Genomic DNA, 24,884 nt, shown 5'->3' with positions numbered 1-24,884 from the left:
GTACATTTTAAAAAAAATCACTCTGAAGCGTGCTTAATTTCAATAGCATCCACCCCATTCTGCTAATAAATCTATTTCGTGTCCCGTTCGGTCACGCCAAAAGTATAGATTGGCAGGTAATCCCTGATTGAGGCGCTTCTTGAAAATCTCCAAAACAATCAAATTTTCAAACAGAGCTCCTTTAAGGTAGTACTCCTTTTCAAGGCCAACAAGCAAGTCATAGAAGTATAACTTTGGCATCTTGATTAAACGCTTGTTGAAACTTTGGTGAAATGGTTGAAGAAAAATATTAGGTAACTAGCTTCCAAAATATTCAGCCACTGCTGCATAGTTGTATGAGAAGTGCCACAATCTTGAGTAAGAGATAAGCTACTCGACCTAAGGTTTGCAATGTTTTTAAGTTGTCGAACGTCTCGCTCAATGTAGATAACTAGCCAGTGGATGCATGTTAAGGCCAGGACTTAAAAATAAATGTTTGTAGGCATCAGATAAACTGAAATGCCTATGCGCCCTGAAAGAGATATAGGGAAAATTTTGAGACCCTGTTAGTACACTTTGCAGGTTCTTAAAGATATCTCAGGATCAAAAATTGCGCCCTTTAGCTAGAAATGCCCTATGAAAACGAGATTCTTCTAAAGATACGTACATGTTTTGTAATAGTTGTTTTACCAGACTCTGTAATGTCCAAAGCAGTTAGAAAATCTTTCTAAAACTGGGGTTATAGAACGTAAATACATAAATTGAATTTTATAGTTTCAATATGCAAGAATACTATAAAAGGTTAAAGATGGCAACACTTACACGAACATTTGCTCGCTGAACTTTCTACAAAAACATAGTTGATTGGAATTAAGTCGATAAACAACTCAACGTCCATCGACCCTGAGCCCTCCTTCCTGATCCATTCTCTACCTTAAACCGGAGGCTCCTCAAACTCTAAATCTTGTTTTCGTCGCCTCTCCCCTAATTATATACTATATTATATATAAAATATAATATAGTATATAATTTATAGGGGGGGGTAGCCAAAAAAATGAGTTATTTTTGAGCTGAGCAAAGCCACCTAAGGTAGAGAATGGATCAGGAAGGAGGGCTGTATAATATATATAATCTTTATGATTTTCTGTATAATTTACTTATGTAACTTGATAAAAAAGGAGGGTAAAATTTATTGAAAAATATATTTATTGATTATCTTCAAAGCCTTCTCGTAAATGGTGTCTCTATGTCCTATTGCAACGATAGTTACTTCATATTTCACAGTGTTTACATGATATATAATACGGAACTCTTAGTCTTCTAAACCCTTTAAAGCTATAGTGTAAAGGCTCACCAAGATTCACTGGATCGACCGTAAGCCGTTCCTGTATTGCTTTATTTACTCTTGATTCTATTGTTACCGGTAAAGCTGGAAGATCTTTTTCAGTAACATTCTTTAAAAATTTAATTTTGTAATGCTTTATTTCCACTTGGCGTCTTTATGATCAACATCTCCACTTAACGTCTTCGTAATCAACTGTTTCTGCACTTTCAATATCATATTGATCAGCAACCACAGATAATAAAAAGTCATCCATTTCAAGTTCAATTGCTTCTCCGAGTAGTTTCTCTGCTAATTCTTGAGCAGGCTGCTTAGTAAGTTCAGATAACTTAGTAAGATTCTGCAAAATTTCTTTACTGAGAGCTATGTTAGCGTTTGCCATATGTTTTACCAAAATCTACTACTGTAATAATTATACAACATTTTTCTAAATTTTTCAATAAAGAAAGGAAGTAGGGCTGTATAGAAATACATTTTGTTTTTATAGAATATCTTCTATAATTTCTGTATGTAATAGTTTTTAGGTATGACTATGAATGAAGACAAAGAGCATTTAATATTTGTGATTGGAGCATCATTAGTAGGCCCTGCAATAGGGGCACTTACAGGTTTGGGATTAAGTGTCACAGCTTTTTCACCTTTAGCCATAGGTGGAATTGTTGGTTCTATAATTCCAGCAGCGGCTATATTTTTTTTTGCAGGATGTTTGCTGTGCAAATCTGATGGAATAGATTCTAAAAGAGGTTGTACAGTTTTCAGTATTGCAGCACCCATAAGCGCTGCAATTGGAGTTGGTCTTGCTGCAGCTGCAACTGCTATTTCTCCTGGTATAATGCTTGGAGCCGGATCTGCAGTTTTAGCAGGTGCAACAATAGGAGCAATAGCAGTAATAGCGCCAATTGCAGGGTTCCTTATAGCTGACAAAGTGAACGATTATATTATCTCTCCTATAGTTGAGCACTTTTCTTCAAAAGGGAAGGAAGAAAGTTTAAGCTAATCAAGTAAGGTTTCTGTTATTCCAGTGTGTAACATTGGAATAACAAGATTTGACATTAACCGTTGATAATCGGAATATTAGTAGAGTAGAATTACTCAAAAAAGCATGCATAAATATGACGTAGTAGTAGTAGGTGGTGGTCATGCAGGGTGCGAAGCTGCTGCTGCGGCAGCTCGCCTTGGTGCAAACACGCTGCTTATAACTCATAAAATTTCAACTATAGGAGAATGTCCTGCAATCCAGCAATTGGAGGAGTTGCAAAGGGTGTTGTAGTCAGGGAAGTTGACGCTCTTGATGGAATAATGGGAAGAGCAATCGATCAAGCAAGCATACACTCAGTCATTTTAAATAGCAGCAGAGGTGCAGCAGTATGGGGACCACGTGCACAGGCAGACCGAAAATTATATAAGCAGGCAATACAGGAAATTATTCTAAATTATAACAATTTGACGGTAAAAGAAGAGTCAGTTGACAATTTTCTTATAGAAAGTAATGGCAATGGAGAACCGTGCATTAAAGCTGTAATGATAAGCTCAGGTGAACGTATATCAACAAGTAAAGTCGTTCTAACTACAGGGACTTTTCTGCGGGGTGTGATTCATATAGGAGAGCAAACAACTCCTTCAGGAAGAATGGGAGATAAGTCTGCAGTAGAACTTGCAAATACGTTGAAGAAGTATGATTTTAGATTAGGTAGACTGCGTACCGGAACTCCACCAAGGCTTGATCGTAATACTATAAACTGGTCAATATTGCAAGAACAAGTGGGTGATAACCCACCTGTGCCGTTTTCTTATCTCACAGAAAAAATTAACCAACCTCAGGTATCATGCTTTATTACCCATACTAATGAAAATACGCATAAAATAATTAGAGAAAATCTTCATAGGTCAGCTTCTTCGTATTTGGATGACATTGTTGCACCAAGATACTGCCCATCCATTGAAGTTAAAGTTAATAAATTTGCTGAAAAAAGTAGTCACCAAATATTTTTAGAACCAGAAGGGCTGGATGATGATACTGTATACCCAAACGGAATTTCAAATTCATTGCCTGTTGAAGTGCAAAATGAAATGATAAAGAGTATCAAAGGACTTGAAAACGCAGAAATATTGAGGTCTGGATATGCAGTTGAGTATGACTATATTGATCCACGAGAACTAAGCCATACTCTTGAAACTAAGAAAATTAAAGGTCTATATTTTGCTGGCCAAATTAATGGCACCACTGGATATGAAGAAGCAGCAGGGCAAGGAATTATCGCCGGAATTAATGCAGCACTCTCTGCATCTGAAAAAAAGAAAGCTTTGTTCTTCACCGCACAGATTCATATATCGGTGTAATGATAGATGATTTGGTCACCAAAGGGGTGATCGAGCCTTACAGATTATTTACCTCACGTGCAGAATATAGGCTAGCTATCAGGTCAGACAATGCGGATAGAAGATTAACACAAAAAGGTTATGATATTTCCCTTGTGTCGCATGAGAGATACTCTGTTTTACAGAATAAACTTGAATCCATTAAGCAGCTTGAAGAGAAGTTAGGGAGTCTGACGATTACTCCTGAGCAGCTTAGATCTTATGGTATTAAAATATCTTATGATGGGATAAGAAAAACGGCATTAGATTTACTTAGCTATCCAAACATCGACTGGAATAAATTACAAGAAATATGGCCGGAGTTAAGCAGCGTCACGCGCTGGAATGACAAAATGGGACACACCAAAGCGGATAATAGAGCTAAGAATGAAATATGCGAAGCAGTTGAAATTGAAGCAAAATACAAACCTTATCTAATAAGACAAGAAGCAGATATGAAGTTTTTACGAGAGGAAATTAACACTCAAATTCCAATTGATTTTAACTATTCACAAGTTAAAGGCCTGTCAAGTGAAGTAATAGAAAAGTTGGAGACGATAAAACCAGCGACGATTGGCATTGCAAAGCAAATACAAGGCATCACTCCCGCAGCGATAGTGAGCATATTAGTGTACCTTAGGAATAAGAAAACGAAAGTAGCTGCTAGTTTTGCGTGAGGTATATGTCAAAAATCGAAGAATTTCGTTCTTTTATGTGTGAAACAAATGTTGACGCATTTATGTTGCATACTAAAGATGAATATTTAAATGAGTATTCAGAGGAGCTAACAAAGCTGTGTGGCTTTACAGGAACAAATGGGCTACTTATCGTTACAAAAGACAACAAGTGCCCATTTTTTACGGATGGACGCTATATCACACAAGCTCGCAATCAGCTCGATCGGGGCAATTTTCAAGTATATAATATACAAGAAGAGGATCCACGCGAATGGGTAAAAGCAAACTTAACATTGACCACCTCACTAGGTTACTATTTGCAATATTTTACCATAGAAGATATAAGAAAGTATGAGAATATCTGTAAATTAATACCCTGTTTAGCTGGAAAAAAAAGTGACTATCGAAAACAAGCAGTGGTTTTACATTCTATTAAATATGCTGGTGAAAGTAGCAAGAATAAATGTGAAAAAGTCGCTAAAAGCATAGATAAAGAAGCTGAAGCAGTGCTTTTAACTGATCCAAATTCAATTTCATGGCTATTAAATTTAAGAAATGAAAATGCCAAATATACTCCATGTATATTGGGCCGTGCTATATTGTATAAAAGCGGTAATGTTGATTTGTTTATTCAAGATAAAGAACATTCAACTATAGAAGCAAATTTAGGCAATCATATAAATATTTTTGATATTAGTGAGCTAGAAAATTCGCTGCACAGGCTAAATTCAATAGTTATAGATCCAAACACAACTCCAATGAGTATCATGGCTGTAATAAAAGATAAACAGGTAGCTGAAAGAGAAGATCCTTGTCTAATTTATAAAGCAGTAAAAAACCAAACTGAAATAGCTGGGGCTATAAATGCGCATATCAGAGATGGAGTGGCAGTTACAAACTTTCTACATTGGCTTGAAAGTAATGTTGGTACAGAACTTGAAGCTGAAGAAAAGATTTTAGAATACAGAAAAGAACAGAATTTGTTTAAGCAACCAAGTTTTCCAACAATTTCCGCATTTAATGAAAATGGTGCAATAATTCACTATCGTGCAAGCAGTAAGACGAATAAGGTAATTCAGAAAAGTGGACTATATTTGATTGACTCTGGTGGCCAATACCTTAATGGCACAACTGATGTGACAAGAACTGTAGTGGTTGGTAATCCGACTAGTGAGCAAATAACCCACTATACAATAGTATTGAAAGCTCACATTGCTGTAGCAAGTGTCATCTTTCCTTCTGGCACTACTGGTGGAGAATTGGATATATTGGCACGTACGCATTTATGGAAATTTGGAATGGAGTATATGCATGGTACAGGGCATGGAGTAGGAAGTTACCTATCAGTACATGAAGGACCACAAGCAATATCAAAGGGCAATAAAGTGAAACTCACGCCAGGAATGATACTTTCCAACGAACCTGGTTATTACATTCCGGGAGAGTATGGAATAAGAATTGAAAATCTGATGTATGTCGACAGACAAGAAAATAGCTTTTTACATTTCAAACAACTGACCTTCATTCCATATGATAGAAGGCTAATAGATGTGCAAATGCTTACTAAAGATGAAATTGAATGGATAAATAGCTATCATCAATTTGTCTATGAAAACTTAGAAAATAGCGTAAAAGATAAGGAATGGTTAAAGAAGGTATGTGACCATTTGTAAGCAAAGGAGCATTTTTTATTGTTTAAAAAGTATTAATGCAATTGTGATAGGTATTTTGTATTGTTTTTAATTTAAAAACGATACATAATAAAGAATACGTATTTTAAGGTAGACATATTATGATAGACAAAGGACAAGAAGATGAATTTATGAAGCAGTATATGGATACTTGCAAAGAGCAAATAGAAAAATTAGCCAAGGATCCTGAATTGCTTAATCAGACTTTAAAACCATTTATGCAAATGTCCCGGCAGCTTATGGCTGGCGGTATGTTAGAAGGGGCTATGCCTGGCATGGTACCTGATTTGGGTAGTATGGATGTTAACAAGATGATTGCTCAGATGAAGGAAATGATTGACTACATAAGAGGTAACTATAAGGAACTAATGAAAGAACATAGCTCGCAGATTCAAGAGCTTGATGAATCCAGTAAAAAGCTAAGAGGCTTAGTTAAAAAATTGATAGAAAAGATCGAAAGTAAATAAACAATATCTAACGCAAGTCTCTTCTGTCATTCTATGCACAGCTGCATAAGTGTCTAGTGACCTTACCCAGAAAAAGTAGAGAGAAAGTTAAGACGTTTTTGGAGTAAAATAAAACGTTTTTTCAAAATATGGCAAATAGAAGCAGCAGGATTCAAATTAGAAGCTGTTAAGCTGGTTAAAGAAACAGAAGTAAAAAAATAGCAAAAGATCTAGGCATAGATGGCAGTATGTTAAGTAAATGGGTAAGAAAATATGATGGAAAAATGTCAGAAGCATACGCATTTCCAGACAAAGGCTCCTTATGACAAAGAAAGATTTGATCTAAAAAAAGAACTAGCAAGAGTAACAAGAGAAAGAGACATTTAAAAAAAAGCCCTGACCAAACAAAAAGAGTAAAGTATTCTTTTATATAGAAATTGCTATAAAATACAGGAACTATGTAGGGTTTTAGACATATCTGCTGGTGGTTATTATAAATGGGTTGCTAAGGGAAAAAGCAGTAAGGAATTAGCAAGAGATGGGCTTCTAGCAGATATTCAAAAAAAGCATCCAAATGCAGATCCCTAAAATTCACGCTGAATTAAAAGCTTTAGGCAAAAATTAAAACAGTACAAAGTGTTATGCAGAAAAATGGTATTCGGGCTATATTGAGAAGAAAATTTAAAACTAAGAAGCAACAAACGGACAATAGAGTCGTAGCTCTCAATATATTAGACCAAAACTTTATTGTCGATCAACCAAATAAAATATGGGATTACTTATATAAAAACCAAAGAAGGATGACTATATTTGGCAGGATCTATATTCACGCATGGTAGTTAATCTTACTATTACCCACAAATATAAATGTTTGTTGCATAGCTCTTAATGGCATAACTTTTGCTTGAAATAACTGTTTATATGGTGCAATTTACAGCTTTTAGTTGCTAAAATTATAACTCTTAATTTAATAATTTTAATCCAATAAGCTTTCAGGTTAATAAAATTAAATTATTTGAGTAAATACAATACCATGTCTTTATTTGTGGGTAATAGTAAGGTAGTTAATGAGCAGTTCAATAAATAAACAATTGGTTGTTGACTCTTTATTGATGGCCGTTAATAAGCGCAAACCCGATAAAAATCTGCTGTTACATAGCGATCAAGGGTCACAGTATACCTCTCAAAATTACCAATTTCTATTGAATACAAAAAACATCATTTCCAGCATGAGCCATAAGGGATGTTGTTACGATAACTCTGTTGCAGAAAAGTTCACTCAAAAGGGAGCTGCTTATTGATACTTCTCGCTCAACAAACCAGAACTGCCATATTTGAATACATAGAAATCTTTTATAACAAACAACGTAGGCATTCTACTATTAATTATTGCATTCCTGCACAATTTATTCTCATGACAAAAACGTCTTAATTTTCTCTCCACTTTTTCTGGGTAAGGTCAGTCTGAAAGAACGAGAAAATTAATAGAAAGTGTTGGATGTAAAGTTTTATTTTTGCCGCCATACTCGCCTGATTTAAATCCAATTGAGAAGTTCTGGTTTGCCATCAAGCATGCCATAAAAAAAAGCGCTGCCAAGCTTTTGGCCCGATATCAATTCGGCTATTGATTTTGTTTTTCAGCACTCGGGGAAACCTTACTTAGGTTAGCTATATACAGCATATTTATAAGTATAATAAGATTATATTAAAATTTACTTACTTATTAATATGCTTGATTAGATATAAGTAAAATGTCATATGGGATGGCTTTGTTAGCTGCTTTAGGTGGTGATAAATGGATAGTCAAGCAAAATTACATTTGTAACTTTACTTGACTTGTCCGTTTTTTTATATCTTTATTACAATCATAACCTCTAGCCCTAAATTACACCTCTTGCTGTATTAGATGGACGTAGAACAGGACCCAATTTTGTGTTTAGTTGTTCTGGAAGACTTTCTAAAAGATCCATAACTAGTTTTGGCTGCTCAGGCTCAGCAGAATCAAGATTACTGCTTGGTTGTGAATCTTTCGGTTGCACGGTAGAGCAAGCTTCTTCGTATGATGGTGGTTGTTGTACTTCTGAAAGATTTGGGTACAATCTTGGCTGCTTAGGTCCATCGTATGGTGGTGCCGAAGGTTTTTTACCATAATCGCCTACTTCTGTTTCTTCTTGTTCTAATTTCTTCACATCTTCAGTATTAGTTGCTTTATCTACATATTTTGGTCCTTCTATAAAGTCTTGCATTTCTTTTGCAAAACTATGCTCTAGATAACAACTTGCTAAGTAAGCTACACCTGCTATTATAAGCGTTAATGCCATAACAATGAAAGGTGAAACTGCTATATACCTAAAAACCGTTACTTCATGCATACTCATATGAGTGGGTGGGTTAATGGCTATTATTATTGGGAGAAAGAAGAATACAGAAGTAAGCATTAATATTATAGCAGTGATACCTAAACATCCTAATGCTACTTCTTTTAATAATCCTCCGTTTTTCTTTTTATTATTAAGGCTTTGATATATTTCATGAATGTTAGTGTTGTTAGTATAGTCTTCTAGTTCTTTTGAAATCTCAGCCTTTAATTCTTTAACCTCATTTTCTAGTATAGAATAGTATTTTTGCTTCAATTGATCACTCAATACTGATTTACCGTCACTAAGAACATTTAAAATGTCTTGTTTGCATACCTCAATTTTTTTAGAAATTTTAGAATTGTTTTGTAGCTCCGCTTCTTGTATATCTTGATCCATTTTGGCCTGTAATTTTTTACTGATCTCATCAAAATCTTTAGATAAATTCCTGTGAACAAGGTATTTTAACATAATAGGTAAAGCTAGTGCATTTCCTCTATAAAGTGAAGATAAAAGCTGCAAAGCGAAAGAATTAGGTATTGCTTCTCTTGGTAGAGTTAAAGTTTCATTGTATCCATGTTCGATAACTAACTTTACTGAAGGTTCTTTGAACCTTTTTCTATCATCTATATGAAATACCCCTTTAGCAAAGAAGTTTTCTAATTTCTCAAAAGGACAACAGTTTTTCTCTAATTTTACTTTTATAATACTGCTTAACATTGCAACCTCACTAATTATTTTATGCACGCAGTTTAACACTATTTTAATTATTTGTCAAAAGAGTGTAATTATTAACTATAATATTTAATTAATAAGGCTTTGTTTTTTTTAATAAGAAGCAATCTAAGATAGACGGCTGCTATAGCTAAAGTGGCTTAGGTTTACCGATAATTTGAAAAACAACAAATTCGTCATCCCGCTACTTGTTAGCGGAATCTATCCTTGGCGGTATGACGTAGGAAAACCTTTCTTGGGTTAGGTGTGCCGTAGAGACACAAAGAATGTTCAAGTAAGAGCAAACTAAGTGCAAAAGCTACGCAATAGATGAGGGTGGGCCCCTCGGAGCCGGTTTACAAGAGCAGGCTTCAAACAACTATAAGCTGCTTTGGCAAGGTAGTGAGCGTTATGGAAAAGGCACAATTATATGTCATGTAAGGAATGGAGAGATGAACGAAAGTGAACCACTGATGAAGTGTCGAAACCTTTTAAATGACGTCAAAACCAGGGGTCTAACTTAACCTGGGATAAATCTATCGGGAGCTTGTTTACCGGATAGGTGGCGTCCGGCATAGAGGTGGCGTGAATCTATTTTGGGCTATTGCGTGGAACTGCGGGAACCTGTCGTTTCGATGATAAGGGAGAAATCCAAGGAGCTAAACTCCAAGGGTGAGAGTACCGATGCGAAAAACAGGGGCGCGTAGTAGTGAAGAAGTCTCTGTAATGGAAATGGAGCGAAGGGATTTAGTTTTAATTGTTTTGTCAACCAGAAATGGGATGAGCAATTGATTAAAACAGAGTCCTTGATTATGCTATAATTAGTAGCAAGGGCCGAATAATGGGAGCTGTGTGAGTCGAGAGGGTGCGCCGTGGTACGCATTAAGAAATACTTAGCAGAGCTAAGCGGGGTTCAGAATAAATGGCCTCGAGGTGAACAACTAACTTTAACCCGAAAGGGAAGGAGGACAAGAGCATGTATGTAAAGCGAGAGTTATCTGAAGATGTGTAAGATAACGGCTTGCAACACCTGATCAATATGGTTAAAGCTAAACTGCTTGAATTCTAATCTTCAGGGGTGGGACTTCACATCCATGGGTATCGCATTTAAAACCCCATGTCTACGGTAAGCACAGATTAAACTTTCGTTTGTGTGACATTCTGGCTGTAGAACGATAAGTAGTGAACTTATTTAAGAGGATGAATGGAAAACCTAAGTTGATCTAGAACAGTTCTTAGTGACGGAACATGGGATGACCTAAGGAACGCGAGTTCTATGGTTACGGAGTCATCGTAGTAGTCGTGAAAGTAACGAATCACCGGGGAGCGTGGGAAAGCCACATACAGGGCAAAGGGTGACAGATAATTGAATGTTGAAATTGGGAGGTACGCAAGATGCGGAAAGCTGAAACAATACTTAACATTATACGTGAACGTGGACAAAGAAATTTGCCGGTTAAAAACGTATATCGCCTACTTTATCAGCGTGATCTTTACCTTCGAGCGTATGGCAAACTTTGTCGTAATAAAGGTGCTATGACAGAAGGTGTGACAACTGAAACAGTTGATGGTATGTCTTTGGAGAAAATCGATAAAATCATAGAGGATTTACGCTATGAGCGATATCGGTGGACACCAGTAAAACGTATCTATATTTTAAAGAAGAGTGGTAAACGCAGGCCGTTAGGATTGCCAACATGGTCAAATAAGTTACTTCAAGAAGTAATCCGATTAATATTGGAAGCCTACTATGAGCCTAAATTTAGTGAATGTTCACATGGATTTCGACCAAAGCGTGGATGCCACACTGCATTAAGAGCAGTAATGCAAAAAGGCAGAGGTACAAAATGGTTTATAGAGGGAGATCTCAGTGCATGTTATGACTCAATTGATCATACTATGTTGTTGAAAATACTGAGTGAAAGCTTCCAAGATAACCGTTTTATTCAGCTAATCAATCGACTGCTAAAAGCAGGATATATGGAAAATTGGAAGTACAATAAGAGTCATAGTGGGGTACCACAAGGTTCTATTATTGGTCCAATTTTGAGTAACATATTACTCGATCGGTTAGATAAACATGTGGAACATATACTAATACCAGCAAATAACCGAGGTAAGCGAAGAAAGACAAATCCAAAATATTTAAGGTTAACCATGCAAGTATCGATGATGAGAAAACAAGGGAACTGGGATCAAGCAAAACAACTGCGTCAATTAGTGCAGGGTATGCCATCTAAGGATTCTTGTGATCTAAATTATCGACGTCTTTGGTATGTTAGGTATGCTGATGATATTCTGGTAGGGTTTGCAGGACCAAAAAATGAAGCTGAACAAATTAAAAATGAGATTGCTAAATTCCTCAATGAGGAGCTCAAACTTATGCTTAATGAAGATAAAACGCTTATTACACACGCGTGTGATAGCAAAGCCAATTTTTTAGGTTATAAAATACACGTCTTGCATGCAGATGATAAACATGATCATCGGACACAACGATGTATTAACGGTAGTATTGGGTTACGTGTACCACATCATATAAAGCAGAAAAAGTGTTCTGAATATATGCGTTGTGGAAAGCCTATACATTTACCTCAACGTACACTTGATACAGCTTACAGTATTGTTGCTCAGTATCAAACTGAATATCGAGGAATTGTACAATATTACAAAATGGCCTACAACCTTCACACACTAAGTTATTTGAAGTATGTGATGGAAGTATCATTAGTAAAGACTTTAGCATCTAAATACAAAACAACTTGCAGGAAAATTTATAGAAAATTTGGTGCAATGATTGAAAACGACGAAGGTGAAAAACGAAAAGTCATCCAAGTCAGAGTAGATCGTTTACCATCAAAGATACCATTAATTACACACTTTGGTGCTGTGTCACTAAAATGGAATAAATGGGTAAGTATAAGTGATAACCTTATACCAATATGGAATAAGCGTAGTGAAATAGAGCAAAGACTATTGGCACAAACTTGTGAATTATGTAAATCACAAGAGCAGATTGAAGTACATCACGTACGTAAACTTGCTGATTTGCTAGGTAAACGTAATACTGAGCTACCGAAATGGAAAAAGAGAATGATTGAACGACAGAGGAAGACTCTTGTTGTTTGTCATGAATGCCATAAGAAAATCCAATATGGAAAATATGATGGTGACTCCTTAAAACGTTAGATTATTGGAGAGCCACGTGATACGGAAACGATCATGCGTGGTTCGGAGACTTACTATTACCCACAAATAAAGACATGGTATTGTATTTACTCAAATAATTTAATTTTATTAACCTGAAAGCTTATTGGATTAAAATTATTAAATTAAGAGTTATAATTTTAGCAACTAAAAGCTGTAAATTGCACCATATAAACAGTTATTTCAAGCAAAAGTTATGCCATTAAGAGCTATGCAACAAACATTTATATTTGTGGGTAATAGTAAGGTTCGGAGAGGGGTTGTTGGAAAAGTACTTAACAAGTAACTCGCTGGCTGCCCACTCTACCTCACGTAGGGTTCTGCGAGCTTACTATTACCCACAAATAAAAACATAGTATTGTATTTACTCAAATAATTTAATTTTATTAACCTGAAAGCTTATTGGATTAAAATTATTAAACTAAGAGTTATAATTTTAGCAACTAAAAGCTGTAAATTGCACCATATAAACAGTTATTTCAAGCAAAAGTTATGCCATTAAGAGCTATGCAACAAACATTTATATTTGTGGGTAATAGTAAGGTTCTGCGAGGGGCCAGGAAGGAAGTTTTCCTGGTCTACTCTCCTCGCCTTTCGCCGTATCTTTGGTACTGAAAAGAATAAAGATATCCTCATTCACTTCCTCAATGATATTCTGGGTTTTGCTGGCAAAAATGCAATACAGGATATAGAGTTTTAAGTACTATTCAAGACCCTGATATCGCCGCTAAAAAGCAAAGTATTGTTGATGTTCTCTGTAGAGATTCTACAGGTGCTCAATACATTTGCGAGATGGTGCGACCTGAAAGTCTTCGGTCATATTGTTTAAAGGGAGAGGAATTCCTTCAGAAAGAAACTGAAAGAATTCTAAAACTTATTAAACCAGATGTTTTGCCATCTGAGTCTACGCATCAGTGCGAATCGGGTAACCGGTTGGTGCCGAGCGATGCGGACAATGAACCTCCTCTTGAAAAAAGAAGATGCGTAATCGTAAGAGGAGCATAAACTACAAGCATAATGTGGTTGGAGGGCTAGGCTAGTGGTATGGTGAACGTAAGTGAAGCTTCGTAAGTATCGTAAAAATTGAAGAGCTAAAGATGCTGATAAGCTCTGACCAAAAGGTAATGTGGATAAGTTACATTTTTCATCTCTAGATGTACGCAAATAATAACTCCACCGGTATAGAGAAGTCACCTAACCCACTGTTGTATGACAGAAGGAACAGGGTAAGCCTGTATTTCCGCCTATATGGCAAGCAAACCGCAAGGAACGCTGATGAAAATGCAGGTAAAGGAAAATGGAGAAAGCGAATGCCATTTTGTAACGAAATGGATAGAATTTGTAACATTAATTCGCGTGAAAACGAGCAGACTTCCATTTGGTCCCTCGTGACAAGAAACTTTGTCAACCACTTAAGGTAGGAAAGCAGATGATTACAAGTAAAACTGTAAGTGCACCTACCAACAGCTCCGAAGCATGGAACCAGTTGCCATGGAAGAAATGCCAAAAGGTTGTTATGAGGCTACAAAGGCGTATTGTTAAGGCTGTTCAAGAAGGAAGATGGAGTAAGGTAAAATCTTTACAACATCTCTTAACACGCTCTTTTAGTGGAAAAGCTTTAGCCATTAAAAGAGTAACTGAAAACCAAGGAAAAACACAGCAGGTGTAGATCGTCAACTATGGTCAACTTACAATGCTAAATTTCAAGGAATAAAGCAGTTAAAACAAAGAGGGTATAAACCTTCTCCGCTAAAACGAATTTATATCAGTAAATCTAATGGCAAAAGAAGACCTCTTGGAATACCCACGATAAAAGATAGAGCCTATTACAAAAGGGTTCGATTTTCTCGGTTGTAATGTACGTAGATACAGCAAGAAATTAATTATTACGCCTTCGAAGGAAAGTGTTAAGAGGTTTCTTAAAAAAGCGCGTGCATTAATAAAAGCAAATATAGGTAGTTCACAAGCTGTAGTAATTAAATCACTCAATCCTCTACTAAGAGGATGGGGAAACTATTACCGTCATGTGTGTGCTAAAAAAGCGTTTAGTAAGATCGACAATGAAATTTGGCATAGTTTATGGAAATGGGCAAAGAAAAGACATCCCCGTAAAGGGTTACGTTGGATAAAGAATCGCTACTTCAAAGTAACGAATCATCGTCAATGGGTCTTTGCTACTTCTGTATGCAAGAACAAACCAAAGGAAATAAGGTTTATGAGCTTACTCAAACTAAGCGATATTCCTATTAGACGTCATATTAAAATCAGGGCGGATGCAAATCCACTTGACTTAAAATGGAAAAAGTATTTTGATAAAAGAGTGAAACGAACAAGAATGTTAGCAAGCTCTTTCTCAAGAGAAGGTTCTCTACTGTTAGTGTCACCACTAAAGATGCTGTTTTCCGAGGAATCATGAAAGACAAGCCGGTTCGAGAAAAGAAGAACTTAGATAAGGGGCTCAAGCGCAGTGCTGGGAAACCTGCATGCTGCGTTTCTAAGGGAGGGAGTAGTAGTAATACTACTTCCTTACCTAACCAGGTCGCTAAAACTAAAGGCTTTGAAAAACGCGCCCAATACTATGCTGCCAAAGCCTATTCAAGACAGGCTGACAAGGGCGATCAATACCATGACCTTAAGGAAATTATCTTCATTGCTATAGCAGATTGTGTACTGTTTCCTAATAAATCTGAGTACAAATCAAAGCATACTATTCGAGATGAAGACACTAATGAACACGATCTAAAAGATTTTTATTTTATATTTATTGAATTGCCAAAATTTCCGAAAACAAAAGAAGATCAGTTAGAAAATATAGTTGAAAAATGGATATACTTCTTTAAATATGCAGATGAGACTAGTGAAGAAGAGCTGGAAAAAATAATAGGTAGTGATGTAATAATTAAAAAGGCCTATGAAGAGCTAAATAGATTCAATTGGTCAGAGAAAGAATTTATTGCCTACGAACAGGAAATAAAACGTATTCTTGATGAACAGGCTTCTAAGAAACTTCCCATTAGTTATTCCTGTTGAACTAAGATATAACCGAATTCCTGTGCCTTTTTGATTAAATTTTTTACAACTTTCTCTTTGTAACGTGTTTCATAATAATCTATTCCTCTTTCTACATATTCTTGTCCATACTTCAACATACTATAAAAGATACATGCTAATTTCCTTGCCGTAGCAGTAATCGCTTTTGGTGCACCTAGTCGTTTTTTTAACCTTCTACAATATGCACCTATTCCGCTATTGCTTCTTGATACACAGTGAGCAGCCATTCGAAATGCATTCGCGGCACGATTAATGACTTTACGTGTTCTTGTGCTAAACACTTTTTCCCCTGTAATTTTATTAGCAGGGCTTAGCCCCAACCACGAAGTAAAATGCTTTTCTGATCGCCATTTATTATAGTTAATACCAACTTCCGAAATGATAGTTTGTACAGTTAGTATATCCAATCCAGGAATTTTGGTAAAATCTATACCAGTTACTCGATATAATTCTTCATGCAAAGCAAAGTTTGGTTTACTTTTTCTGTGCTTATTTTTCTCTTCACCTAACTTTTTACTCTCATCAGACTTTGTCTCAAATGTTTTATAATATTCTTCAATGCTCCTGTCACATTCTGCTACTTTTTCCTGATAAATATTATATAGCTCAAATTCTTGCTTTAATGTAAATAGGTGTTCTTTTCTATAGTTTCCTGCTAATGCTTTTGCAATAACAGATTTATCACTTTTTATTCGTCCATCTCTTAGTTCAGCCAATTTTTCAGGATTATTCTCACCATCTATTATTGCTTTAATAATTTGCATTCCAGTTACACCAGTTGTATCGCTTATAACTTTATGTAGTTGAATATTCATTTGTGTTAGCGCTTTTTGCATACGCAAAGTATGTGTAGAAGCATTTTCAATTAAATTTTTACGTTGCCGAACATAACTACGCAATACACACATTTGATCATCTGGCCTAAATGACCCTTGGAGTAACCCGTAACTGTGTAGTTGTTGAATCCATTGACAATCTTGCACATCTGATTTTCTCCCAGGTACATTTTTAACATGTTTTGCGTTTACCAGTTTTACTTCAAATCCGTGTGATTCAAGTACTTGAAACAAAGGAATCCAGTACACTCCTGTTGACTCCATGGCTACTGTATTAACTTTACATTTTTTCAACCATTTTGCTATGTTGTAGAGATCTTCCGTAAAGCAGCTAAATTTTTGTATACGTTGTTCATCGCTTCCTTCGGGTACACATACATAATGTACAGCCGAGCCAACATCGATTCCTGCTGCATTAGGATTCGTTATCTCTAATTTACTTTTGAACTTTGCCATTTTTAATCTCCATTATATAATAATCCATAATTGAGAAGTGCTTAAGCTTGGGACGATTGAGTTATACATTCTTCTAATCGAGGTAGCCCAAAAGGCTCCATCAGTGGTTCGACCGTTCCTCCAAAGCCACGCTGTCCTACGGGCACTTAAGGCACCATTGCACAGTTCGGCTATAACTGCAAAAAGCTCTTCTCTACAAAATTATACATAAAATTTGCCATACACTCAGCTAGGAAGTTTCTTTTTGGTTTGACAGGTTTTATCTGTCCGGCGCTGTCCTCGCTCAAAAAATTGATGATGCTACTGAAAAAGGCATAAAAATCGGACATGAAAAAGGCAGAGCGGAAGGTAGGGAAGAGGGCAGAAAAGATAGGGATATTGAAGTCGCAAAAAACCTACTTAAGGCTGGCGTTTCCATTGATACCATCTCCCAAGCGACCGGTCTTCCTAAAGCTGAAATAAAACAACTTCAGGAAGAAAATACTTTTTAACCATTTTTGTTAAGCTCTTCACAAAAGAGGGATTTCATAGCCCTAAAACATGCTTTATGCCTTTAACTACTGATGTATCGCTTAAGAAGGTATCAGGCTTTTTAGATGGCTCCATTGCAACTACTTTCCTTGAAACACTAGATTGTTGGCTGATCTGCAGTCTGCTTTTGTTGTAGAAATACAGTTTCCTTTTTAGCTAAAAACTCTTCTAGATGGCTTTTCACATGAACTAGAAACTCACCAGTTTGTTCAAACTCTGGACAAGCTTCTTTTGCAGATGAGTATAAGGTTTTTGATATTTCAGAGAATTTACCACTTCTTATTTGCCCGGCCACCTTTAAGAATACTTCTACAGGATTAAATTTTAGATTTGTAACTGGTATTCCTGACTCAATAGCAGCACCCTCTAATGCTTGTTCAAATTCTTTTGCAATAGGTAATGCATAAATTTGCGCTTCCTGTTCAGAAATACTCCTTATATCGTTAGAAATATACTTTTGGCCTGTAACTTTTCTTATAAATACATCTAATAAAAGAAGTGTACCATTTGTATCAATACCTTGAGCTGTAATAGCTTTAGAAGGTTGGGAATGCTTCATATCTATAGCTGGCTTAAAAGGAGAAGAGATAAACTGAGGAGGCCAACATTCATGCTCAAGCCCAGAATGGTGCAACACCTTTGCACTTTGCTGCTTCTTATGGTCACTTAGATACAGCCAAGTTTCTTGTGGAAAAAGGGGCTAATATTAATGTTGAAGATAATTATAAAAATACCCCTATGGGTTTAGCTATTGCACAAAACAAGCAAGATATTATAGAATTTTTTAATGTACTATTACCTACTCCTAACTCTAGTCTTGAAGGAGTTTCTACCTGTAGTGGCAATACTAGGTTGCAGAAGTGATTTTTGGGAGCTATTCAAAACCTCATACGCTCAAGGTAAGGAGAAATAGCAGGGAAATAAATATTGAGTTAATAATTTAGAGATTCTTCTTAAGAAATTATTTTCTTGATGATTATGATTTTTTGAATATACACTTTTATGTTGGATTCAAAGAAGACTCAACAATTAGCTGTTCTATATCTTCCACTTTCTCGAGCTTGGTGTTGGGGTTTATGATATTGTACAGCGCAAAGCTCATACACACCAATCCAACTACTCCCACAGCTACTGCTACTGTGACATCGATTTTCAAAACATAAAATACAACACCGCTCACCAATAACGCTGTGCCAACAATACCTGCTACGATTGCCTGTCTTTGCCGTGTTGAGGGTCACAGTGTTGCCAGATCCACTACATGGCTCAGCGAAAGATGGGCTGTCAGCTCTATCAACGGAAGTTGGCTCTACAGTAGTTGAATCATTTTGCACTTCTTCGCTGCTTTCACATATAGGTTGAAGATCTTCACTATTTATATTACATAATTTAGTGTCAGTTTCTGTAGCTTTATCAATTACGTGAGTAGCATCTTTATGCTCTATATTTATTACACTATATTTACATACTTCATGCACTTCCTTACTATTTTCATCTTTAGCTGTAGTAGTTTTGGCTGTTACAACAGTGGGCTTCTGGGTTGCTCTCTTATTAAAAAGTTCTCCGGAGAATTTTAAGATTTCTTCTACAGCCTCACTATTTTTACGTGCTTCAGCATAGGTAAATGGGGTGTAAGTCATTTCCTCGCCATTTGAATGTTTTATCGTTATTCTTTTTTTGACAATCTCTTTCAAGATACCATTTTCCTCAGAGATCTTTAACACTGCTCTAATCATGTCATTGTCTCTACGTGATATAGCATCTGTAAGTATTGTATGAATTTCTTCCCGACCATCTGAATGTTTTGTGGTCATCTCTTCATTCAGAACTTCCTTTAATAGTTTTTGTTTTTTGGCTTCTTCTAAAAGATCTTTTACAGCTTGATTATTTTTATGACTTATAGCATAATGTAGTAGTGATAATGTCTCCTCTCTACCCTGATACTTGTAAGTTATTTTTGCTAAAAGAATCGTGCTTACGTTATAGCTGGATTTTTTAAATATTCCATTTCTGAACCTTCCAGCAATACCTTTCCCTTCCTCTATTTCTCTTGCTAGCTTTTGAATATTCTTTCCATCTTTATTTGTTAACTCATATATATCACATACTAATGTCAGTTTTGACGTTTTCATAATGTTTTTCCCCTATTAAGATTTATTGATTTAGTTGTAGTAGTTGCAGTTGCTCGCTCCATAAATTTGGTGCTCTTTTTCAATCAAAGGTGTCTTGCTGCTTGAAATGTTTTCCTTGTAAAAATTTAGCTTATCTTTTACATTGAAACAGCATTAAGACGATTTGCCTTTTTTTGGATGTAGAAATTTTCTAGGAATTGTCTTCTTGAGTTCTATGGTATTTTGTTTAACATTGAAACAAGAGTCTGTTGTCGTTTAATCTGCACAGATTGAAGATAAATGAATACCTTCAATATCATGATAAGGGGGGCTGGCGGAGTTTGTCAAGTAGGTTTTTTCGTCTCTATTCCCAATAAAAGTTCGTTATTGGTTATGCAGGAAGTCTAATACTGTCGTAAAAGGAAGTTTTCTTGTGCGTGTGAAACTTTTTTTCCAACAAAATGGATCTTCTGAAAAGTTTTCGAGTATATTGTATTTTTAATTTGTAAAATAAGATTTTTCCCTTTTTGCATGTTTCACCTAAAAAGGACACATTTTAGACTTCTTTGTTGAAATAAAACAGAAACAAAAGTGCTGTTTATTGCAGCTTTTGGGTAATTTAATGGTAAAAATTTTAGAGAGAAATTTTACACACAATCGCAGACATTTTTCCTTAAGTTGACGCCATTGAGTGAACGGTTACCTTAATTAGAAGTCTAGCTTTAACTTTAAATGGACTACTCAACCGTGACAGACTTAGCTAAATTTCTTGGACAATCGGCATCTAACCCTTTTTTTGCTGCAGTATAGTAAGCAAGGAATTGCATAGCAACACTATAGATGATAGGAGAGATAAAATTATCAGTGTCTGGAAGTTGCACCACATCTGCGCAAACTCCCCTTAGGAATGGCGCTCCTTGCTTATCACTGAAGGCAATTACTTTGCCTTTTCTTGCAATAATCTCTTGTATATTAGATAGCGTTTTAAAGAATAAACTATCATAAGGGATAATTGCTATAACAAGCACAGTAGAGTCTATTAAAGCAATAGAACCGTGCTTCATTTCTCCCGCTGCAATACCAATTGTATTGATGTATGAAAGCTCTTTTATCTTCAATGCACCTTCCATTGCAACTCCGTATGAACTTCCTCTGCCAATTAAAATAACGTTATTGTGCTCTAATATACTACCTGATATATGTTGTATTTGCATCACATTCAAAACGTGCTCAACATACTCGGGAATAGAATTGATAGCACTGCTTAGCTGTTTTATTCTCTCTCCACCCAGTATACCTTTTATTTTTCCAAGCTCCACGGCAAAGCATGCTAAAGTTGCAAGTTGCGCAGAAAAGGTTTTTGTTGAAGCAACACCAATTTCTGGCCCAGCAAGAGTATGTAACACAATATCTGAGATCTTTTCAATGCTGCTGTTAAATGTGTTAGTTATACTAATGATTGTTTGCTTCTGTGATTTCGCATAACGCAGCGCTTCTATGGTATCTGCAGTTTCGCCAGATTGAGAGATGAATAACCCAATGCTGCCTTCTTCTAGCTTGACGTTGCTATACCTAAATTCTGATGAGATTTCTAGATATACTCGAACTTGAGCGACACTTTCCAGCCAATATTTTGCTATTAGCCCGGCAAAATAAGATGATCCGCATCCAACTATAGTAATGTAACTCCGCTCAGAAAACAATTTTTTGTTGACCTCTTTATATTGCTTGTAAAATTGATTTATTGTTTTGTTTAATGCACGCGGTTGCTCAAAAATCTCTTTTAACATGAAGCTAGGATACCCATTTTTGCTAATTAGAAAATCACTTGGACTACTATTTTCTATACTACGTTTAACTTGTGTACCATTGTTGTATATACTAACTCCACTAGATTTTATCACTGCAATGTCACCATCTTCCAAATACGATATTCTTTCCACAAATGCACTTAAAGCATTAGAGTCAGATGCAGCAAACACTGTGTTACAGTTATAGCCTATTGCTAAAGGCAAATTTCTCTTCGCAACAAATAAGGCATCTGGATATTCTGCAAATAATAAGACCAAGGCAAATGAGCCATGTAAGTTGTTTAAACACTTAAATAGAGAATCAACTGGCGACAATCCTTCATCAAGATATAAGGTTAGCATATTTGGTATGATCTCTGTGTCAGTATCAGTATGGAATAACATTCCCCTTTCTTCTAGACCCTTTTTAGCAGATTGTAATTCTCAATTATGCCGTTATGAGCAACAACAACATTATTTGTATGAATGGGATGAGCATTTTTAAGGCCTGGAACTCCATGTGTAGCCCAGCGAGTATGTGCTATACCAACTGTACTGTGAGACATCTTGCTTTCATCAACAACTTCATACAATCTTTTAACTTTACCTTCTGATTTTTTGACTTCTATCTCGCCTTCGTTATTTATGATTGCTATACCTGAGGAATCATATCCCCTATATTCCAATTTTTGCAACCCAGTTAGTAAAGTTGGTATTACTGAATCACCGCTACTTACTACACCAAATATTCCGCACACAAATGGATCACCAAATGAACTTTCTTTTAAAGTTATGCAGCATTTTTGCCTTTATCATCTTTTCCCTTTTTACTTTCCTCTGGTGGTTGATTTTTATTCTTTTTATCACTCTTTTCGATTTTGCCTTTTTCAATTGGTTTAGCTGCCACTTTTTGAGTTTCTTTGTTTAAAACTTCAGATATAGCGGACTTTAGGACTTTCACCTCAACTTTTGGTGCTATTTCTATTATAAATTGTGCATTTGCCTCATCAACTTTATTAACTTCACCTATTATCCCGCCAGAAGTAATGACTGTATCACCACGTTTTATTTGATCTATAATTTTTCTATGTTCTTTTAGTTTTTTGTGGTTTGGGCGAATAATAAGAAAATAAAATACCACAAATATTAAAATCAATGGAATAAAACTAGCAAAAGATGCGCCGATACTTGATGCATTGCTAGTTGCATCTGCTGCAAAAACTTCAGAAATGAGCATATTTAATCCTAATTGTTAATGATAAAAACAAACCTATTTAAGTATTAATTACAATACCATGCCATGTCAAGTCTGGTGAAAACGTTTCTAAATACCGGCAATAATATTGCGGATTTTAGATTATGCTAAAACCACTATGGCGGGAGTGATGAGACTTGAACTCACGACCTCATGCGTGACAGGCATGCGCTCTAACCAACTGAGCTACACCCCCCCTAATTTCTTTTTAGCGTTTTCAGGCTTCGACTTTAAAGCTAATAAACATGTTGCCCTTTGTCAATATTTTTTGTTTGCGCTTTGCTGTCTTTTCTATTACTATGTAAATAATTTAATTTCACACATGGCTTGTACAAGTAGTCCCATTAGGGTTATGCCATGGAAGATAAACTATTTGGAGGAATGATATATGACAAATTTGCCTGAAGTCACTGTGCGTGATTTAGCCGAATCTGGTGTACATTTTGGTCACAAAATTAGTCGCTGGAACGCAAAAATGGCTCCATACATATATGGAGTGCATCAAGAAAATCGTATACATATAATTGACTTGCGAAAAACATTACCATTGCTACAGGTGGCCATGAAGGCTTTATATGACGTTGCATCTCAAGGTGGTCGCATTCTATTTGTTGGTACAAAGTTTCAAGCTTTTGATATTATTGCAAGTGAAGCGATTCGTTGTGGTCAATATTATGTGAATCATCGATGGCTTGGTGGTATGCTTACTAATTGGGGCACTGTTTCTTCTTCGATAAAAACCTTGATACAATATGAGAAAATATTAAATGACGAGGATAGCATTTTAACAAAGAAAGAATTGGGGAACATTGAAAAGAAAAAGCAAAAGCTTGATAAGGCGCTTGGTGGTATTAGAGAAATGGGAGCAATTCCTGATATCTTATTCATCATTGATACTAATAAAGAGCATATTGCGGTTAAGGAGGCTAAAAAGTTAGGAATTCCAATAGTTGCAATACTTGATACTAATTCTGATCCAGATGATATTACTTATCTAATACCTGGAAATGATGACTCAAGAAAATCAATAGAGCTCTATTGTAAATTAGCTACCGACTCTATATTAGCTGGAATAGAGTCTAGTCTAGCAAGATCTGGAGTTAAGATTGATAATATAAAAGGTGATGAGTTTATTCAAGAAAAAGAAGATAGTATTGTGCAAACTAAAAGGAAACGTAGTAAAGTTTACAAAGAAGAAGAAAGGGAGGTAGTAACAAATGAAGATGAATCCAGATAATATAAGGGAATTACGTGATAGGACAGGGCTTGGCTTAAGTGACTGTAAAAAAGCATTAGAAGAATGTGATGGTGACATCAAGAAAGCCGTTGATAAGTTGCGTACAATAGGTCTTGCTAAAGCTGACAAAAAATCTGATAGAGTAGCTTCAGATGGGCTCGTTGCTATGTGTTTGACTGAAAATTATGGTGCATTGGTTGAACTCAATTGCGAAACCGATTTTGTTGCAAGGAATGAGAAATTTATAGAGTTAGTTTCAAATTTAGCATCAATTGCTCATCAAGAACGCTGTATCAGCGTTGATGAGTTAAAAAATGCCAAGTATGAAAGCATTGGCACAGTGCAGGAAGCTATTATGAATGGTACGTCAGTTCTTGGTGAAAAGTTAGAGTTGAGCAAGCTTTGTTACCTAGAGACTAAGGATGGAGTTGTTGCTGGTTATGTACACGGTGATGTACGTGGTTTAGGTAAAACTGGCGCTTTAGTTGCATTGCAATCACCCGGTGATAAGGCAAAGTTACAGGAAATTGGAAAACAAATAGCGATGCACATAGTTGCTATGAAGCCTGAAGCTTTGTCTATAGATGATTTAGATCAAATGAAGTTGAAAAATGAACGTTCTATAATTGAAGAGCAAGTAAGGAGCTTAAATAAACCTGAAGAAGTAGCAAAAAAAATAGTAGATGGACGAATGGCTAAGTACTATGAAGAAGTTGTTTTACTAGAACAAAAGTTCATAAAAGATGATAAAATGAAGGTTTCTGATTTTATAAAATCAAGCGAGGTGAGTGCTATTAAATTATCTGATTACAAGTTACTTGTTTTGGGCAGTGCAAACTAAATGGC

The 24,884-nt window shown here is 35.9% G+C and carries 21 protein-coding genes, 1 tRNA gene and 8 pseudogenes; 19 read left to right on the top strand and 11 right to left on the bottom strand.

Annotated elements, in window-relative coordinates; genetic code table 11:
• Positions 1 to 39 precede the first annotated feature (39 nt).
• The 3 genes from NMD99_RS01910 to NMD99_RS01900 form a co-directional block, all read right to left on the bottom strand.
• Entirely contained in the window at positions 40 to 240 is a 201-nt protein-coding gene (locus NMD99_RS01910; protein ID WP_309166566.1) for a DUF4143 domain-containing protein, read from the bottom strand.
• Between the two features lie 1,010 nt (positions 241 to 1,250).
• Positions 1,251 to 1,469 (bottom strand): type II toxin-antitoxin system RelE family toxin, encoded by a 219-nt coding sequence (locus NMD99_RS01905; protein WP_253309132.1) that lies wholly within the window; start codon positions 1,467 to 1,469, stop codon positions 1,251 to 1,253.
• 15 nt (positions 1,470 to 1,484) lie between these two features.
• Positions 1,485 to 1,703 carry a hypothetical protein gene (locus tag NMD99_RS01900; RefSeq protein ID WP_253309133.1) on the bottom strand — a complete coding sequence of 73 codons (219 nt, stop codon included), beginning with the start codon at positions 1,701 to 1,703 and terminating at the stop codon, positions 1,485 to 1,487.
• Positions 1,704 to 1,853: 150 nt separating this feature from the next.
• On the opposite strand from NMD99_RS01900, the gene NMD99_RS01895 reads away from it, so the two are divergent.
• The 8 genes and pseudogenes from NMD99_RS01895 to NMD99_RS01870 form a co-directional block, all read left to right on the top strand.
• Positions 1,854 to 2,318 carry a hypothetical protein gene (locus tag NMD99_RS01895; protein WP_253309134.1) on the top strand — a complete coding sequence of 155 codons (465 nt, stop codon included), beginning with the start codon at positions 1,854 to 1,856 and terminating at the stop codon, positions 2,316 to 2,318.
• 105 nt (positions 2,319 to 2,423) lie between these two features.
• Positions 2,424 to 4,356: pseudogene (gene mnmG / locus NMD99_RS01890) on the top strand (tRNA uridine-5-carboxymethylaminomethyl(34) synthesis enzyme MnmG).
• A 5-nt stretch (positions 4,357 to 4,361) separates the two neighbouring features.
• The gene (locus tag NMD99_RS01885) at positions 4,362 to 6,029 is read left to right on the top strand and encodes an aminopeptidase P family protein (protein ID WP_253309136.1); all 1,668 of its coding nucleotides are present in this window, start codon (positions 4,362 to 4,364) and stop codon (positions 6,027 to 6,029) included.
• Positions 6,030 to 6,148: 119 nt separating this feature from the next.
• A complete protein-coding gene (locus tag NMD99_RS01880) occupies positions 6,149 to 6,514 on the top strand; it encodes a hypothetical protein (protein ID WP_309166563.1) in 366 nt (121 codons plus the stop codon).
• A gap of 126 nt (positions 6,515 to 6,640) precedes the next feature.
• Positions 6,641 to 7,352, top strand: a pseudogene (locus tag NMD99_RS08110) (transposase); the annotation flags it as partial.
• Between the two features lie 208 nt (positions 7,353 to 7,560).
• The gene (locus tag NMD99_RS01875) at positions 7,561 to 7,794 is read left to right on the top strand and encodes a DDE-type integrase/transposase/recombinase (RefSeq protein ID WP_253307195.1); all 234 of its coding nucleotides are present in this window, start codon (positions 7,561 to 7,563) and stop codon (positions 7,792 to 7,794) included.
• The gene (locus NMD99_RS07940) at positions 7,791 to 7,925 is read left to right on the top strand and encodes an IS3 family transposase (RefSeq protein ID WP_353272951.1); all 135 of its coding nucleotides are present in this window, start codon (positions 7,791 to 7,793) and stop codon (positions 7,923 to 7,925) included. Before NMD99_RS01875 ends, NMD99_RS07940 begins: the two co-directional genes overlap by 4 nt.
• Before the next feature lie 43 nt (positions 7,926 to 7,968).
• Positions 7,969 to 8,121: pseudogene (locus NMD99_RS01870) on the top strand (transposase); the annotation flags it as partial.
• A gap of 252 nt (positions 8,122 to 8,373) precedes the next feature.
• Here NMD99_RS01870 and NMD99_RS01865 read toward each other — a convergent pair.
• The gene (locus tag NMD99_RS01865; RefSeq protein WP_309166560.1) at positions 8,374 to 9,570 is read right to left on the bottom strand and encodes a hypothetical protein; all 1,197 of its coding nucleotides are present in this window, start codon (positions 9,568 to 9,570) and stop codon (positions 8,374 to 8,376) included.
• Positions 9,571 to 10,959: 1,389 nt separating this feature from the next.
• Here NMD99_RS01865 and NMD99_RS01860 point away from each other — a divergent pair.
• The 7 genes and pseudogenes from NMD99_RS01860 to NMD99_RS01830 form a co-directional block, all read left to right on the top strand.
• Complete coding sequence (locus NMD99_RS01860) at positions 10,960 to 12,753, top strand: reverse transcriptase/maturase family protein (protein ID WP_253309139.1); 1,794 nt, start codon at positions 10,960 to 10,962, stop codon at positions 12,751 to 12,753.
• A gap of 553 nt (positions 12,754 to 13,306) precedes the next feature.
• Positions 13,307 to 13,566, top strand: a pseudogene (locus NMD99_RS01855) (PD-(D/E)XK nuclease family transposase); the annotation flags it as partial.
• Positions 13,564 to 13,776: a hypothetical protein gene (locus tag NMD99_RS01850; protein WP_309166972.1), complete on the top strand. Its 213-nt coding sequence runs from the start codon at positions 13,564 to 13,566 to the stop codon at positions 13,774 to 13,776. The pseudogene NMD99_RS01855 and the gene NMD99_RS01850, both read left to right, overlap by 3 nt.
• A 149-nt stretch (positions 13,777 to 13,925) precedes the next feature.
• On the top strand, positions 13,926 to 14,192 hold the full coding sequence (locus NMD99_RS01845; RefSeq protein ID WP_265017506.1) for a hypothetical protein: 267 nt from the start codon (positions 13,926 to 13,928) through the stop codon (positions 14,190 to 14,192).
• An 8-nt stretch (positions 14,193 to 14,200) separates the two neighbouring features.
• Positions 14,201 to 14,440 (top strand): reverse transcriptase N-terminal domain-containing protein, encoded by a 240-nt coding sequence (locus NMD99_RS01840; protein WP_253309103.1) that lies wholly within the window; start codon positions 14,201 to 14,203, stop codon positions 14,438 to 14,440.
• 147 nt (positions 14,441 to 14,587) lie between these two features.
• Entirely contained in the window at positions 14,588 to 15,187 is a 600-nt protein-coding gene (locus tag NMD99_RS01835) for a group II intron maturase-specific domain-containing protein (RefSeq protein WP_309166908.1), read from the top strand.
• A pseudogene (locus tag NMD99_RS01830) lies at positions 15,184 to 15,768 on the top strand (Rpn family recombination-promoting nuclease/putative transposase); the annotation flags it as partial. The gene NMD99_RS01835 and the pseudogene NMD99_RS01830, both read left to right, overlap by 4 nt.
• Before the next feature lie 20 nt (positions 15,769 to 15,788).
• Here NMD99_RS01830 and NMD99_RS01825 read toward each other — a convergent pair.
• Positions 15,789 to 17,114, bottom strand: a complete 1,326-nt coding sequence (locus tag NMD99_RS01825; RefSeq protein WP_309165749.1) for an IS110 family RNA-guided transposase — start codon at positions 17,112 to 17,114, stop codon at positions 15,789 to 15,791.
• Positions 17,115 to 17,386: 272 nt separating this feature from the next.
• Between NMD99_RS01825 and NMD99_RS01820 the strand changes: the two are divergent.
• Positions 17,387 to 17,605, top strand: a pseudogene (locus tag NMD99_RS01820) (Rpn family recombination-promoting nuclease/putative transposase); the annotation flags it as partial.
• 137 nt (positions 17,606 to 17,742) lie between these two features.
• On the opposite strand, the gene NMD99_RS01815 reads toward NMD99_RS01820, so the two are convergent.
• Positions 17,743 to 18,282, bottom strand: coding sequence for a latrotoxin-related protein (locus NMD99_RS01815; protein WP_309166556.1), 540 nt, complete (start codon positions 18,280 to 18,282; stop codon positions 17,743 to 17,745).
• A 2-nt stretch (positions 18,283 to 18,284) separates the two neighbouring features.
• Here NMD99_RS01815 and NMD99_RS01810 point away from each other — a divergent pair, with 2 nt between their 5' ends.
• Positions 18,285 to 18,509, top strand: coding sequence for an ankyrin repeat domain-containing protein (locus NMD99_RS01810; RefSeq protein ID WP_253309672.1), 225 nt, complete (start codon positions 18,285 to 18,287; stop codon positions 18,507 to 18,509).
• A 158-nt stretch (positions 18,510 to 18,667) separates the two neighbouring features.
• On the opposite strand, the gene NMD99_RS01805 is transcribed toward NMD99_RS01810, so the two are convergent.
• The 5 genes and pseudogenes from NMD99_RS01805 to NMD99_RS01790 all read right to left on the bottom strand — a co-directional run bounded on the left by NMD99_RS01805 (position 18,668) and on the right by NMD99_RS01790 (position 22,997).
• Positions 18,668 to 19,777 carry a WD_0033/WD_0034 family tandem repeat-containing protein gene (locus tag NMD99_RS01805; RefSeq protein WP_265044935.1) on the bottom strand — a complete coding sequence of 370 codons (1,110 nt, stop codon included), beginning with the start codon at positions 19,775 to 19,777 and terminating at the stop codon, positions 18,668 to 18,670.
• Positions 19,778 to 20,152: 375 nt separating this feature from the next.
• A pseudogene (locus NMD99_RS07935) lies at positions 20,153 to 20,289 on the bottom strand (IS4-like element ISWosp8 family transposase); the annotation flags it as partial.
• A gap of 204 nt (positions 20,290 to 20,493) precedes the next feature.
• Positions 20,494 to 22,304 (bottom strand): annotated as a pseudogene (glmS, locus tag NMD99_RS01800) (glutamine--fructose-6-phosphate transaminase (isomerizing)).
• 32 nt (positions 22,305 to 22,336) lie between these two features.
• The gene (gene yajC, locus NMD99_RS01795; protein WP_253302548.1) at positions 22,337 to 22,783 is read right to left on the bottom strand and encodes a preprotein translocase subunit YajC; all 447 of its coding nucleotides are present in this window, start codon (positions 22,781 to 22,783) and stop codon (positions 22,337 to 22,339) included.
• A 137-nt stretch (positions 22,784 to 22,920) separates the two neighbouring features.
• Positions 22,921 to 22,997 (bottom strand) — tRNA-Asp (locus NMD99_RS01790).
• 192 nt (positions 22,998 to 23,189) lie between these two features.
• Here NMD99_RS01790 and rpsB point away from each other — a divergent pair.
• Together rpsB and tsf are read left to right on the top strand one after the other, a co-directional pair.
• Positions 23,190 to 24,038 (top strand): 30S ribosomal protein S2, encoded by an 849-nt coding sequence (gene rpsB, locus NMD99_RS01785; protein WP_253309669.1) that lies wholly within the window; start codon positions 23,190 to 23,192, stop codon positions 24,036 to 24,038.
• Complete coding sequence (gene tsf / locus NMD99_RS01780; protein ID WP_264732175.1) at positions 24,019 to 24,879, top strand: translation elongation factor Ts; 861 nt, start codon at positions 24,019 to 24,021, stop codon at positions 24,877 to 24,879. Before rpsB ends, tsf begins: the two co-directional genes overlap by 20 nt.
• Positions 24,880 to 24,884: the final 5 nt, after the last annotated feature.

This window comes from Wolbachia endosymbiont of Listronotus oregonensis (genome assembly GCF_031205055.1).
Classification (GTDB): Bacteria; Pseudomonadota; Alphaproteobacteria; order Rickettsiales; family Anaplasmataceae; genus Wolbachia.
The sequence above is the reverse complement of the archived record's forward strand: the minus strand, read 5'-3'. Positions and strand labels throughout refer to the sequence as shown.